Origin of the sequence: Syntrophothermus sp. (assembly GCF_013314835.1) — a bacterium.
GTDB lineage: Bacteria > Bacillota > Syntrophomonadia > Syntrophomonadales > Syntrophothermaceae > Syntrophothermus > Syntrophothermus lipocalidus.
The window spans coordinates 1-13,212 of sequence record NZ_JABUEX010000059.1; the positions used below are offsets into that span (position 1 = coordinate 1).

Annotated in this window: 17 protein-coding genes and 1 other RNA gene; 16 read left to right on the forward strand and 2 right to left on the reverse strand. The window is 48.1% G+C overall.

All coding sequences use genetic code 11. From position 1 onward, the window contains the following. Positions 1–103: 103 nt before the first annotated feature. Positions 104–313, reverse strand: a complete 210-nt coding sequence (locus tag HPY90_RS12990; RefSeq protein WP_287195089.1) for a hypothetical protein — start codon at positions 311–313, stop codon at positions 104–106. 95 nt (positions 314–408) lie between these two features. Here HPY90_RS12990 and HPY90_RS12995 point away from each other — a divergent pair, with 95 nt between their 5' ends. The 15 genes from HPY90_RS12995 (at position 409) to HPY90_RS13060 (ending at position 12,034) form a co-directional block, all read left to right on the forward strand. Further along, complete coding sequence (locus tag HPY90_RS12995) at positions 409–612, forward strand: nuclease-related domain-containing protein (protein ID WP_287195091.1); 204 nt, start codon at positions 409–411, stop codon at positions 610–612. Positions 613–842: 230 nt separating this feature from the next. After that, on the forward strand, positions 843–1,040 hold the full coding sequence (locus tag HPY90_RS13000) for a hypothetical protein (protein WP_287195092.1): 198 nt from the start codon (positions 843–845) through the stop codon (positions 1,038–1,040). 365 nt (positions 1,041–1,405) lie between these two features. Beyond that, a complete protein-coding gene (locus tag HPY90_RS13005; RefSeq protein WP_287195094.1) occupies positions 1,406–1,927 on the forward strand; it encodes a hypothetical protein in 522 nt (173 codons plus the stop codon). After that, positions 1,908–2,459 carry a hypothetical protein gene (locus tag HPY90_RS13010; protein WP_287195096.1) on the forward strand — a complete coding sequence of 184 codons (552 nt, stop codon included), beginning with the start codon at positions 1,908–1,910 and terminating at the stop codon, positions 2,457–2,459. The genes HPY90_RS13005 and HPY90_RS13010 overlap by 20 nt, the downstream gene beginning before the upstream one ends. A 136-nt stretch (positions 2,460–2,595) precedes the next feature. Next, positions 2,596–3,072 carry a hypothetical protein gene (locus tag HPY90_RS13015; RefSeq protein WP_287195098.1) on the forward strand — a complete coding sequence of 159 codons (477 nt, stop codon included), beginning with the start codon at positions 2,596–2,598 and terminating at the stop codon, positions 3,070–3,072. 122 nt (positions 3,073–3,194) lie between these two features. Then, complete coding sequence (locus tag HPY90_RS16205; protein ID WP_353733669.1) at positions 3,195–3,488, forward strand: RNA polymerase sigma factor; 294 nt, start codon at positions 3,195–3,197, stop codon at positions 3,486–3,488. Then, positions 3,430–4,494 carry a 4Fe-4S binding protein gene (locus HPY90_RS13020; protein ID WP_287195100.1) on the forward strand — a complete coding sequence of 355 codons (1,065 nt, stop codon included), beginning with the start codon at positions 3,430–3,432 and terminating at the stop codon, positions 4,492–4,494. The genes HPY90_RS16205 and HPY90_RS13020 overlap by 59 nt, the downstream gene beginning before the upstream one ends. A 231-nt stretch (positions 4,495–4,725) precedes the next feature. After that, positions 4,726–5,520, forward strand: a complete 795-nt coding sequence (locus HPY90_RS13025) for a DNA-methyltransferase (protein WP_013175758.1) — start codon at positions 4,726–4,728, stop codon at positions 5,518–5,520. A gap of 95 nt (positions 5,521–5,615) precedes the next feature. Then, the gene (locus tag HPY90_RS13030; RefSeq protein WP_287195102.1) at positions 5,616–6,005 is read left to right on the forward strand and encodes a hypothetical protein; all 390 of its coding nucleotides are present in this window, start codon (positions 5,616–5,618) and stop codon (positions 6,003–6,005) included. 170 nt (positions 6,006–6,175) lie between these two features. Next, on the forward strand, positions 6,176–6,880 hold the full coding sequence (locus tag HPY90_RS13035) for a tRNA (adenine(22)-N(1))-methyltransferase (protein WP_287195103.1): 705 nt from the start codon (positions 6,176–6,178) through the stop codon (positions 6,878–6,880). After that, positions 6,864–7,979, forward strand: a complete 1,116-nt coding sequence (locus HPY90_RS13040; RefSeq protein WP_287195105.1) for a Nif3-like dinuclear metal center hexameric protein — start codon at positions 6,864–6,866, stop codon at positions 7,977–7,979. Before HPY90_RS13035 ends, HPY90_RS13040 begins: the two co-directional genes overlap by 17 nt. 79 nt (positions 7,980–8,058) lie before the next feature. Continuing rightward, on the forward strand, positions 8,059–9,084 hold the full coding sequence (locus tag HPY90_RS13045; protein ID WP_287195107.1) for an HD-GYP domain-containing protein: 1,026 nt from the start codon (positions 8,059–8,061) through the stop codon (positions 9,082–9,084). 135 nt (positions 9,085–9,219) lie between these two features. After that, on the forward strand, positions 9,220–9,624 hold the full coding sequence (locus HPY90_RS13050) for a hypothetical protein (protein ID WP_287195109.1): 405 nt from the start codon (positions 9,220–9,222) through the stop codon (positions 9,622–9,624). Positions 9,625–9,650: 26 nt separating this feature from the next. Next, complete coding sequence (locus tag HPY90_RS13055) at positions 9,651–11,555, forward strand: aldehyde ferredoxin oxidoreductase family protein (protein ID WP_287195111.1); 1,905 nt, start codon at positions 9,651–9,653, stop codon at positions 11,553–11,555. A gap of 140 nt (positions 11,556–11,695) precedes the next feature. Next, the gene (locus tag HPY90_RS13060; RefSeq protein WP_287195112.1) at positions 11,696–12,034 is read left to right on the forward strand and encodes an HU family DNA-binding protein; all 339 of its coding nucleotides are present in this window, start codon (positions 11,696–11,698) and stop codon (positions 12,032–12,034) included. A 115-nt stretch (positions 12,035–12,149) separates the two neighbouring features. Here the strand turns inward: HPY90_RS13060 and rnpB are convergent. Then, an RNA gene (rnpB, locus tag HPY90_RS13065) (RNase P RNA component class A) lies at positions 12,150–12,572 on the reverse strand. A gap of 204 nt (positions 12,573–12,776) precedes the next feature. Between rnpB and HPY90_RS13070 the strand changes: the two genes are divergently transcribed. Next, positions 12,777–13,055 carry a hypothetical protein gene (locus tag HPY90_RS13070; protein WP_273698378.1) on the forward strand — a complete coding sequence of 93 codons (279 nt, stop codon included), beginning with the start codon at positions 12,777–12,779 and terminating at the stop codon, positions 13,053–13,055. Positions 13,056–13,212 lie beyond the last annotated feature (157 nt).

Consider the following 13,212-nt stretch of genomic DNA (forward strand, 5'->3'; position numbering starts at 1 on the left):
TGGACTGTTTCGATTAAGAACTGGGGATTGATTCTATCCCAACTGATAATCCTGTTCAAGGAAAGAGTCGAGCCCTACCTATGATTTAGTTACTAAATGGGGTTTACACAAATAACTTGACAGACCCGAGTTCAGCGAGCTTATCTGACATTTTGTCACCAAAGGTGAGCTGCCTTTCGTGTAATTCAGTGACATCTCTAGCAATTTTCTCGTCTATAAGCATATGAATTATGTCTTCTCCGACTACGTCTGAACTGTCAACTTCTTCAAGAATTATTTTAAGTAAATCGCTTTTTGAGATTTTCTCAGTCATTCTTATCCCCCCAAAAAAAGCATATTATTTACTCCAGACCGCGGGTTCGCCCTCCCGTTTTCGGGATACATTATACCACTCGTGTTAACCGAAAAATGTTCGAAGCAGGAGTATTCGGAGAAACGCTGGTATCCGGCATACTCTCGAAGTTGAGCAACGAATGGTACATTCTCAACTACGTTATTATCAACGATGCTCAAATCGACCACGTGCTGGTAGGCCCTAAAGGGATGTTCTGCATTGAAACCAAGACCTGGACATCCTGTGCATTAACTCCCAACGGCAGGTTCAGCAGATAGTACAATGTATTTGTGAGTCTCCAAACAAATCTTTTTGATATGAAGTCGAAAAACCTGCTATAATAGCCACTAAATTCGACATTTTATGACACTGTGAAGGAGGAGTTCTGATGACTGAGAGGGAGTTTCTGGAAGCGTACCCGTACATAGCAGAAAAGATACTGGTGTTTTTCGACCGGGCTTTTGCCTACTGTTCCGATACTTAAAAATTCACAAGGAGTGTATTTAACATGGAAGCACGTGAATTGATCCAGAAAATGCGGGTGCTTCTCGACAAAGGAGTCAACGTGGCTCTGGCGACCGGGTCTTTCATAGTGAGATTTCCGGACGGCAAGATGCAGGTTTTGGACCTGGAGGACTTCATAAAAACCGCAGACAAAGCAAACGCCTGCGAACTACCTTTGTTCTTTGGCGGTTCTGACCAGTGAAAAGAGACAATCATGACAGGGCAAGAGATGAAGATTGTCTTGTTTTTAAGAGAACTTCCTGGGAAACTCGCGGCTGGTGCGCCTGTTGGAAAAGGGGTTTTTTGTCTTTTGCATCTTAAGGTCTTTGCACCGTTTAGATAATTGCGAGATAAATAGGGACTGTCAAGACGCGGTCAGGACTGCGACTGGGAAAACGTCAATGACATACTTGGCGGAACCGTTGCTTTTTATAGGCAGTAATGGTACTATCTGAACAAATATAAGTAATAAGGGGGCTTATGTTTCGTTCGAGGTGGGACATAAACCCTTTTTTTGTGTTTATGGCGCGTGTAGTCTATGGTTTGGGGAAAGGAGGCATTGCCATCTTGAATAGACATGCGGTACTTAAACGGCTGTTTCCTAGATTGGTCGCAGCCGTGCTTCTACTCTTTTTCGCCGTTGGAATTGCCGGTTGCGGGGGCAAACAGCCGTCGAAGTCCTCGGGTAAAGAGCAGGCTGTTCAGAAAACCGTCTCCCAAAAGGTCGAGAGAGGGGATATCCCGGAGACGCCTCAAAGCAGGATCCAGCAGGATCTCCTGGCCGGTAAGATAACGGAAGAACAGGCGGTTATCCTCGGGCTCAAAGCGGTATTTGCCCCTGAGGACCTGCCTAAAGAGTATAAGGTGAACAGTTCGGTTGAAGTGAAGCCCAGCATCAATGCGGAGCTGCAGTGGATATCCGACAACCTCGACAAAATGGACGAAGCAACCAGAGATAAATTGGAACCGTTTATCCTGCCACCTAGCGACCCGAAGAGCTTTTTCCATCCCGGCAGCATTCCGCGCGACCTACTTTCTAAGCTTTCTTTTCTTTTAACAAGATCGGCTTATGCGGCGGAGGAAGATTAACTATCAACGTATAGTATTCAACGGGGCTCACGAGTATTCGAGCTATCCTGTGTTCTTTTTCGCCAGCGATTTTTTGAATGACAAAGATTATGTCCGCCGGGTGCTGGTAGCGGCCAAGGCAAAAAACGTGGATGCTGCTCTGACGGAGAATATGAGTGATTTCGGAAACAAGTACGGTAAATTTGCGGTATACAAGTGGAACCGGGATCCATTTCTTGTATACAGCGATCCTCCAAACTTTCCGGCTATTGGAGCCAGCGGCGATTCGGTCGGGGAATTCGAGATTAAGAAGCCCGATTTGGACTATTTTAATGAAAGGCTGAGGCCGGGAGCTATCAGCTATTGGCACCTGAAGTTCAATCCGGACAAGAAAAAGATTAATAAAGTCGTCTTTAACCTGATGACGGATATTCCGAACCCCCTATTTCATGCGCCAGGCTCTGCTGAAAATCGGGGGAACGTAGGTAGTCGAGGACTGGACCGGGAGCAGAGAGAGGACTTTTTGCCGGGAAAGACCGGGCGAGGATCTTAATGAAGCGGTTGTCATTTTCTCCAACGGGGATTTTCGGACTACATTAACCTTTGCTTTCCAGGTCGATACCACCCAAAAATGTCCTCACATGTTAACGGGGTATACCCGGATTACGGAAAGGCACCAAGGAGAGGGCTTGCAGTCGGAAATAATCTACCAAACCAGCGAAGAAATAGAGTATGATCCTATTCAAAAGGCCTATGTCGTGAAATCCATGACCGCAAACTATTCGATGAACCAAACCATGGAAGGGCAAATGGTCATAGGGATACAAGGCACTACTAGCGGGAGCGGCAGTTTGCGGGAGACATACGGCGAAGGCGAGCATCCCATCAAGATATTAGAAAAGCCGAGCGAGACGATTCTTATGCTCCAAACCGAGACCAAGGAAAAGAAGTGGGCGAATTACCATCAAACCGCGAGCGCCGAGTTTGCGGGGACAGAGAGTGAGAGTTGGCAGGACGGACCAACTGGGTTTTGGCCTAAAAACATAGCCCTCACCAAGGAAGAGATCAAGTCTGACCGGATAAAAGGAAGGCGGGTGATGCAGACCACTTCTGAGTTCGGCACCAAAGGAGAGCTGGTTATTGAGTTTGAATATGAGTTGAAATGATTCCGATGCTGGTTGTCAAGAGGTGTACTAACGCCTGCGTGAGGAACGCGGTTCTACCGAAGTTGATTCTACTATCAGGCGCTGTGCTGTGCTAAAGAACACTGAGAGTAGAGTGAAGTGAAATAGATTCAGGCGAAGCCGACGATATTACTCAGGAAGCTTTTTTGAAGGCCTTTGAGAATTTGGAGAGATTCAGGCAGGAAGCCAGCTTGCGTACATGGCTCTGCCGTATCACAACTAACGTCTACCTCAGCAAGAAGAGGAACCAGCGCAAGCACGAGTCAATATCCTTGGGGGAAATGAAAGTCCCGGATCGTTCCTGTGACCCGGAAAGAACGGTGATAAGGAGGGATTTCAATGCACCATTATCACAGACTGCAGGAGTTGCTCAATACTCACCCGGTCGGTGCACCTAAGAGTGAAGAATTCATAGAAATCCTGAGAATTCTCTTTAAACCAGAGGAAGTTGAACTGGCTCTACTGCTAGACTTTAAGTTAAAGAAAGCTAACGAAATAGCCAAGCAAGCCGGCATTTCCCAAGAAGAGGTTATGCAAAGATTTGAAGCCATGGCTGATAGAGGAGTGATTTTAGCTAAGAGAGTTGAGGGCGAACCGGCCTATGCCCTTCTCCCTAATTACCCCGGTCTGTTTGAATACCCGATCATGAGAGGCGGGGATAGCGATACCCAGGCTAGACTTGCCGAGCTCTGGCAAGCTTACTATATGAAACATATGGCTGCCGAACTTTCCTTGGCTAACCCGCCCTGGTTAAGGGTATTACCCGCCGAGGAGGCTTTGACAGAAGATTTCGAGATTCTGCCTTTTGAGATTGCTTCGCAGATGATGGCTAAAACCAAGAAAATTGCTCTTGCCAATTGTCCCTGCCGGGTAACTGAGAAAAAGTGCTCAAAGCCCATCGATGTGTGTTTGTCTTTTGACGGGGCAGCTGATTTTCTAGCTGAAAGAGGAATAGCGAGGGAAATATCACTTGATGAAGCAAGAGAAGTACTAAAAAGAGCTGAAGAAGCGGGCCTGGTGCATACCGGTAGTAATAACCGTAATAATCTCCTCTTTATATGCAACTGTTGCCCTTGCTGCTGTCATATGTTGAGGCTTGTAACGGAACACAATTACCCTAATGGGTTAGCTAAATCCAGCTATTTGGCGAGAATAGATGCCCCTGAATGTATCGGGTGCGGGATATGCGCAGAAGAACGTTGTCCGGTCAAGGCAATAGAGATGATAGAAGACATAGCGGTGCTCAACAACGATAGGTGCATAGGCTGTGGTCTGTGCGTCTCAAAATGCCCCACTAACGCTATCTCACTTGTAAAGCGCGATGACTATGAGTTTCCACCAGAAACTGTGAGGGAATTGTCTGATAGGGTAGCAAGAAATAAAGAAACAAAAAGGGGAAAATAGTAGGGCATCTCGATACTAGTCTGTGTACGTCTGTGGCTCGGTTTTAAGGCAGACTTTTGTGTACGGGATATACATGCGATGCAGCACAAGCCTACCCGCATCCGGTTTGTCTGGTCTGGGTAGTACCGGTGAAAGGCGCCGGTGAGAGAAGGGAAAACCGGGCTTAGGGACGAAACATTAAACATAGTATCATATCATTGCTAAAAACACAGTTCAGTAATCGAGGGGAGAATGCCGGTGCTGTCAGGATATTTGGATAAGGTCTTTTTAATGGACACCATGGATCTCTTAAGAGAACTACCTGATAGTTCTGTAGATATGGTCTTTGGAGACCCTGATTATAATGTCGGTGTTAAGTACCGCGGCAAGAGCTACAAGAGGTCTTTTGATGAATACATCGAGTGGTATGTGGAGCTTGCCAGAGAATCGCTGAGGGTTTTGAAGGAAACGGGAAATCTCTTTTTCATAAACTACCCGAAACAAAACGCGTACCTGAGGGTGAAGTACCTGGATGAGGCCTGCTATGAGGTGCACGATTACGCGTGGGTGTACAACAGCAACGTGGGACATTCTCCTAAGCGATTTACCACTGCTCACCGTAGTATTCTCCACGCCCGCAAGACCAAGAACAACGACTTTTACAAGGAAAACGTGGCCCAACCTTATAAGAACCCAACCGACCGTCGTATAAGAAGCAATCTGGCTAACGGATCCAGGGGTCGTATGCCGTATGATTGGTTCTACTTTGATTTGGTCAAGAATGTGAGCAGGGAGAAAACTTATCATGCTTGTCAGATACCGCAGAAGCTGTCCGAGCTCCTGATCAAATCTTGTACCCGGCCGGGAGATGTGGTACTGATCCTGTTCGGAGGGAGTGGCTCCGAGCTCGAGGTCTGCAAAAGGCTTGACCGACGATATATTTCAGCAGAAGTGGACCCTGACTACCATAGGATGATACTGCACCGGCTAGAGAATGGTGTTACTGAAGAGTACAGACTTATAAACCGGGGGAAAAAGTCAAACTGAATCCAGTGTGGGTGTAATTATTTGCCTTGGTTGACGGATTACTTATATAATTAAGTAATAAAAACTAATAATGATGGCGGGGGTGGGGGAGAATCATGAGAGATAGAGAGAGAATCTATCACAAATTCGAATTGGCCGAGAGTTTGGCCAAGGCTTTGATCAACGACATGAAGGAGTACCGCAAAGCAGTCCAAGACGAGAAAGCACTTCAGGCAAGTGAGGGTGCTAATCCCGACGCGTTTGAAAGTTACCTAAGACGCATGGCTAGCAGGTTTGAGGGAATCGAAGTGGCTTTAACCCGTCGGGAGTATTGGGGTTTTATTATCAAGAGCAAGATTGAAGCTGCCGGCTCTATTGGTAACCTTGATCTTTTACAAGCTGTATACGAGGTTTTGGGGGCCTTGCCTGACAATTCAGAGATTGGGTATACCAGCATGTTTGATGAGCTGGCTGATGGTATTTACGGCTGGTACCAAGTGGTGTAACACATAGGGATGACTGGGGAGCCTTCGGGCTCTCTTTTTTTGGTACGTAGTCGACGTGCTACCGTAGACCCTTATGATACTTTAAAGTGTAGCCGTCAGAAATTAAAAAATGCGTATCGTTTTCGAGACAGTTGATTGATAACGCAATGGACTTGGGGTGGGTTATTGCAATGAACGTATCAAAAAGGCTTACGCGGATAGCAGCTCACGTCGTTCCCGGGCAAAGGGCCGCCGATATTGGAGCTGATCACGCGCTATTATCGGTGTTTCTCGTCCGCAACGGGATATGCCCGAAGGTGATAATCGGGGAATTGAACGAGGGGCCTTGGCGCCGGGCTCAAGCCTACGTAAAGAAAGAAGGCTTACACAATGTTATCGACGTCCGACGGGGTGACGGTCTACAGGTACTGGCTCCGGGTGAGGTTACCACGGTAGTAATAGCCGGCCTTGGGGGGAAGGTTATCGCCGACATCATAATGGGGTCTTTGACCAAAGCGTACAGTTACGCGCGTTACGTTTTGCAACCCCAGCCTCCGTTGTATCCATTACGTAAGGTGTTGACTGATCTAGGGTGGGAGATAGTAGAGGAGGAAATTGTCGAAGAAAAAGAGAATTTCTATACCATTGTAGTAACAGAACCGAGGCAAAAACCGGCTTATCGGTTGTCGGAACTGGAACTCGAGTTTGGTCCGGTTGTTTTGCGCAAAGCAGAACGGCCTGAAAATCAGGAGTTTCTGCGACGGGAACTGCGCAGATGGGAAAGGATGGTCGAGAGCCTGAGGGCTTCACAATCGTCCGAGGCCCGGGCCAGATTATCGCATTACCTGTTACTGAAGCGGGAATTGGAGGAGATATTAGATGCCGGTTACCGCTAGTCAAATATTTGCCTGCCTCGAGGAGTTTTTTTCAGGCAAAATAGCCGAGGATTGGGACAATGTCGGTTTACAGGTTGGTGACCCGACAAAAGAGGTCGGCAGAGTTCTGGTAGCACTGGATCCGGATCCGGAAACAGTCGAGATCGGAATCGAAAAAGAAGTAGACCTCATAGTTACTCATCATCCTCTTATTTTTAGGCCAGTGAAACGCCTGGATTTTAGCCAGCCGGCGGCATTGCTATTACGGAAGCTGATAAAAAACGAAATAGCCGTCTACTCCCTTCATACTAATTTAGACGCTGCTCCCTACGGGTTAAACCAGTACTTAGCCGAAAAACTCGGTTTGAATAGAATCAAGCCTTGGGGTACGAACCGTTTTGAGACTCTGTACAAGCTGGTTGTTTATGTACCACGTGACCATGTGGAAAATGTAAGAAAAGCAATTTGTACCTCCGGAGCAGGACATACCGGCAATTATTCGGACTGCAGTTTTCGTGTAGCCGGGACCGGTACCTTCAAACCCTTGCCTGGTGCTAAACCTTATCTGGGTGAAGTGGGGAAGGTGTCGGAAGTGGACGAGTATCGTCTGGAAACGGTGGTTCCCGAGAATCGAATCTATAGGGTGCTTGACGCTTTGCACCGGGCCCATCCGTACGAGGAAATAGCGTATGATCTGATCAGACTTTCCAATCGCGGAACAAAGTTAAGCCCAGGCCGGCAAGGTGAACTTGCCAGTCCCGTTAGCTTGGGCCAGTTTGCGGTCGAAGTCAAAAACCGGCTGCGCCTCTCGCAGGTGGCAGTTGTGGGCCGGATAGATTCCCAGGTAAAGAAGGTAGCGCTGGTTAGCGGCAGCGGGGCTTCATTTTTAGGACAAGCGGCTTCGCAAGGCTTCGATGTTTTGTTAACAGGCGATATCAAATATCACGATGCGCGAGAAGCGCAGCTATTGGGGATAAACTTGGTAGATGCCGGCCATTACGGAACCGAGTGCCTAGCGGTGGAGCTTCTTGCTCGATTCCTGACGGAGAAAAGTGAAGAGCGAGGGTGGGACATCGAAGTTATTCCTTTTGAAGGAAGTTCGCCTTTCATTTTCGTTTAACCGACCAAGCGTGTGCAGGCGGTTCGGAGTAACTGGAACGAATGAGAGGTTCTTAAGATTATAGGGGGATTGGCAGGGAATGAAGAGGGTTAGCATAGACAAGCTGGAGCCTGGAATTGAGCTTGGCAAAGATTTGTATACCTTCGATGGTCAACTGCTTCTGGCCAAAGGAACAGTAGTTACCGAAAGACACTTAGAACGCGCAATCAATCTGGGAATACAGTATCTTTACATATTAGAGCCTAGTGGCGAAGTAGTTAGAAGAGAAGATTTTGAGACCATGTATCGAAGAGGATTGGATGCCATCAAGTCTTGTTTTCTTGAGGTTAAACTCGGAAAGCCTCTGCAAGAGGAAGAGATAGTGGGGTTGGTTGAGACATTGGTGGAACAAGTCTTAGACGAGGCCAATATCTTCAGACAGCTTCGCTTGATGAGGGACAAAGATGAGTATCTTTTTACCCACTCCCTGAACGTGGCAGCCCTATCTATTTTGACTGCCAAATGGCTTAAGTGTGATGCTGAAACCATAAGAGAAGCAGGAATAGCCGGGATACTCCACGACATGGGCAAGATGTTTATTCCTCAAGAAATCTTGAACAAGCCGGGGCCACTGACCCCAGATGAGTTTGATGAGGTGAAGAAACACCCGCTTTCGGGGTACAATCTGGTTTTGGAATATGACTGGGTGGCGCCAGCGGTGGCAGAGGCGGTTCTGAAACACCACGAAAGACTTGACGGAAGCGGATATCCAGCGGGTTTGACCGGTGATAGAATTGGGTTCATAGCTAGACTCGTCATGGTGGTGGACATTTATGATGCTATAACTTCTGACCGGGTGTATGCTTCAAAGCAGACGCCATACAAGGCCGCCGATGAGCTGTGGAATGAATCTTTTGGCAAGGTGGATCCTAAGGTCTCTAAGGTCTTTTATGATAGGGTTGCTGATTCTTTCGTAGGACAGCGGGTGCTTTTATCCAATGGCGAGATTGGAGAGGTTGTATTAGTGAACCGTAGTTGCCCTACACGTCCCTTGGTGCTGGCTGGAGACAAGTTCTACGATCTATCGATGGAGAGTGATATCAGAGTGGAAAGAATTCTCGATTAGAGGTGGGTTGAAGATGAACATTACTGTCAAAGAAGTCTTACTAACTTTACTGGCTGCCTTCTTGCTGTATCTGACAGCAGTGGGGTTGGGTATGAAGGGCACTAAGAAGAAGCCGGGAGACGGGGAGTGAGAAAGGTGCAGCTTTACGAAGGCAAAAATAATTATGATAACTTTGGGAGCAACCAGGTTAACGGAGCGGTGCTAAGATTTGACGGTGAGCGGGAATTATCCATAACTTTTTACAGCAGTGAGAACCACGATCGATGCCAGGTCGTGCTGGACTGGGAAGAAGAGATCAGGTCCTTCCGGCAACTATTCGAGGAACTTTATCACCGAAAGGGAAAACAGTGTAAGTTATATCCTGACGACTTCCGGGGCTTGATGATGAGAGGAGCATATTCAACCCAAGGTTTCGAACTGACCTTTCTCAAGAATTACCAGTGCGTGCAAGTAGTAATGGGCTTAGAAAAGGCGGACGCTTTTTTGTGCGGTGTGGAGAAGCTTTTTGCTCATCCGGGTGAATACCGGTTGGAGTGGTGACCGGGACCAAACAGGAGGGGTGATAGATGGAAGGTTTATGGGGCTATGCAGGAAAAATGTTGGAGGTGGATCTTTCTGCCAATAAGATTAAACAGAGAGAACTGAGCCCGCGGTTTTGCCAAGAATGTTTGGGAGGAACAGGTTTTAACGCTCGCATCGTGTACGATGAGGTGCCTCCTGGAGCTGACGCTTTGGGACCTGATAATGTCTTGGTTTTCAGCGTGGGTACTTTGGTAGGTTCACCCTTTCCTACGGCTTCCCGGACCGAAGTATCGGCTAAGTCTCCGATTACAGGCTTATTTGGTACTTCCAACTCTGGTATGTTTTTCGGATTGGGACTAAGAAAATGTGGATATGATGGGGTTATAGTAAAAGGGCAGGCACCGAGAGGGGTGTATCTCTTGATAGAGGGAGAGCGAGCAGAGATTCGAGATGCATCTGACCTGTGGGGCAAGGACGCGTGGGAGTCCTTGGACATTCTGAAGGCCCGTCACGGAGAATGCCAAGTGGCTCTGATCGGTCCTGCCGGAGAAAACCTGGTAAAATTCGCATCTATTGAAAACGGATATTACGACGCTTGGGCCCGTACAGGGCTCGGTGCGGTGATGGGTTCTAAGAGGCTTAAAGCGGTGGTAATCAAAGGAAACCAACGGGTGAAGATTTGCCAGCCGGATAAGATGTTCGAGGTTGCCAACAAAGCCCGGGAACTAATACAGTCGTCGCCGTTTTTCGTTCCGTTCAAGAGTTATGGTTCGATGAATGCCGCTATTCCTTATGGTAATTTCAACGCGCTAGCAACCCACAACTTCACCCAGGGTTGTCTGCCTGACTGGCATCAGGAATTTGCCCGATCCAGGGTCGAAGGCTTTATAAAGAGGAACGTGGCTTGCCACGCGTGCATCATAGCGTGTGCTCATTGGGTAGAGATAAAGGATGGTAAGTACCGGGGACTGCGGATGAAGGACATGGAAGTGACACCGGTCGTGTCTTTTGGCTCCCAGGTAGGGCTGAAGCTCGAGGCTGTAGTCAAGGCTTCTGAAATGGGGCAGAGGCTGGGGATGGATATGGTTAGCGCAGCCGGGGTGATTGCCATGGCCATTGAACTATTCGAGCAAGGGTTTCTATCCAGGGAGGAAGTTGGGTACGATCTGGCTTTTGGTGATGATGAAGCTGTGCTAAAGCTCATGCACGACATTGCTTACCGTCAAGGGATAGGCGACGTTTTAGCAGAGGGAACCAAACGTGCAGGTCACCGTTTGAGAGGCGGCGAAGAAAGAGCCATGCATGTAAAGGGCCTGGAGCTGCCAATGATTGACCCTCGGGGCAGGTGGTCAACCTGGACCTTGGGGATGCTGACCAACGTAAGGGGTGGGGACCATCTTCGGTGTCGAAACCCGGTAGAGAACTTGCGTTACAACGAGAACAGGTTTGAATATCAAAAAGAGCGGTTTGGGCTGGGGCGCAAGGTGTACCAAGAGCTAGATATGCCACGTGGATTGAAGGAACAGACGATAGATATCGGAGATGATACCGTGGATGTTGCCCTTATGTCGAAGTGGGCCGAAGACCTGATTAACCTTTTTAATTCGGTTGGGGTTTGTATCCGACCGCCGGTATTACATGGGGTTGGGCCAACGGTGCTAGCTGAAGCATATACCGCGTTTACCGGACTGGAGATGACTCCAGACGCGTTGATGCTGGCAGCGGAAAGGGCATGGAACCTGATGAAGCTTTTCAACCTCCGGGAAGGCGAAAAGCCCGAAGACTCGGCATTTCCGCGCCGCTTCTACGAACAGAGAGTTAAGGGCAATGCATTAGATGAAGAAAAGACCCGAGAAGTTTTGAAAAAGTATTACCACGCTCGGGGCTGGGACCCCGAAACAGGAAAGCCAACCGAAGAGAAACTCCGCCAATTAGGGATAATTTTTTGACAGGGAAGGATGGAATCCCGAGGAATTGGTGATACTCTAAAAAAAAAGTAGAAAAATATCGCTTTTAAAGAAGGAATTACGGACTTTGTGATGAATGGTTAAGATCAGGCCGAAAAATCTTACCAAGGGAGGATTATGCTGTGAACAAAGCGGAACTTGTCAAGTCATTGGCGGAGAAGGCTGGGGTAACTCAAAAGGAAGCCGGAAAGGTACTCGATGCTGCTGTCGCTTCGATTCAGGAAGCTTTAGCCGGCGGCGACAAGGTCCAGATTATCGGCTTTGGGACTTTCGAGGTGAGAAATCGTAGGGCAAGGAAAGTCATCAGCCCAGCTACAGGAGAGGAAATCGAAGTTCCAGCTACTCGTGTCCCCGCTTTTAAACCCGGAAAATCCCTTAAAGAAGCAGTGATTATCAAGGAGGAACCCAAGAAAACGGGCAAAGGCCCTAACAAACCTAGGACGCCCAGGAAGAAAAAGTAGAGATGAACGTACACACGGGTAAACCGGGCTTTGGAGGCCCGGTTTTCGTCTCAAAACAACAAAAATAACTAGGGCGAGTTTACTGAATAACTCGCCCTAGTATTCACTTAAGACCGGTGCGAGCAAATCTATAAGCGGGGTTCTGTATTAGATAGCCATCTGTCTAGGATGCCAGTTGCCTGACACCTCCAGCGACCTAACCCGGAAGCGGAGCGGGCCACTCCATAGCTTCCCTATTTGGTCTTGCTCCAGGTGGGGTTTACCGAGCCAGTTAGTCGCCTAACTGCTGGTGAGCTCTTACCTCACCTTTCCACCCTTACCCGGCACTCAATGCACTGCTCAAGCTGATTGAAGTGCATAATGTCTTGGCTCGCTGCGACTTTTACCTCAGAAGACTTGAGCATTGGATTGAGTGCCGGGCGGTTTGTTTCTGTGGCACTATCCTTGGGGTCGCCCCCACTGGGTGTTACCCAGCACCTTGCCCTGCGGAGCCCCGACTTTCCTCGAGGTGTAACCTCGCGGCTATCTGATTTACTCGCACATAATATATTAACACCCTGGAGCACATACAATCAACGAAACTTCAAAAAAATATCTCAAAACAAGAAGGAAATCGGGTCTTCATGGAGAAATGACTATTGGATAGTAAAGGAACGGTCCTAAGCTTGTGCTGAGCAGATTGAGTGGCTATTATATGGGGGTTTGATCAGCAATCAGTATTTAGAACAAAGGAGGTGACAAGATGGAGAACTGGTTTGTAACGGCTGCCATGGAATTCGGTATCGTAGTAATCGGGCTTATACTCTTCGGAAAGTTCTGTAGTTGGTCGAAGAAATTCTCCCTGCCTGGCAAGCTCAAGCTTTGGACTTATATTTTGTTGGGTTTGGGTGTGGTCGGTTTTAATGTATGGTACAAAATAGCAGAGAAGGATGTCACACAGATGCCAACGGTACTCGTGGTGTCTCTGGTGTTCGTTATATTCTTCTCGTTTGTTCTCATGGCTGAGACTAAACAGGAGTAATAAGAAAAAGCGGCTTATTCAGGCCGCTTTTTTATGTGCGCCCGGCATGGGCGCTGGCTATAGGGTGGAAGTCCCGAGCGGCGAAGGTAGCAGTAGCCATTAGCCTAAGGCAAGGGTGTCCATCGCGAGGTGGAATCTGAAGGAAGCCGGCGGCAAA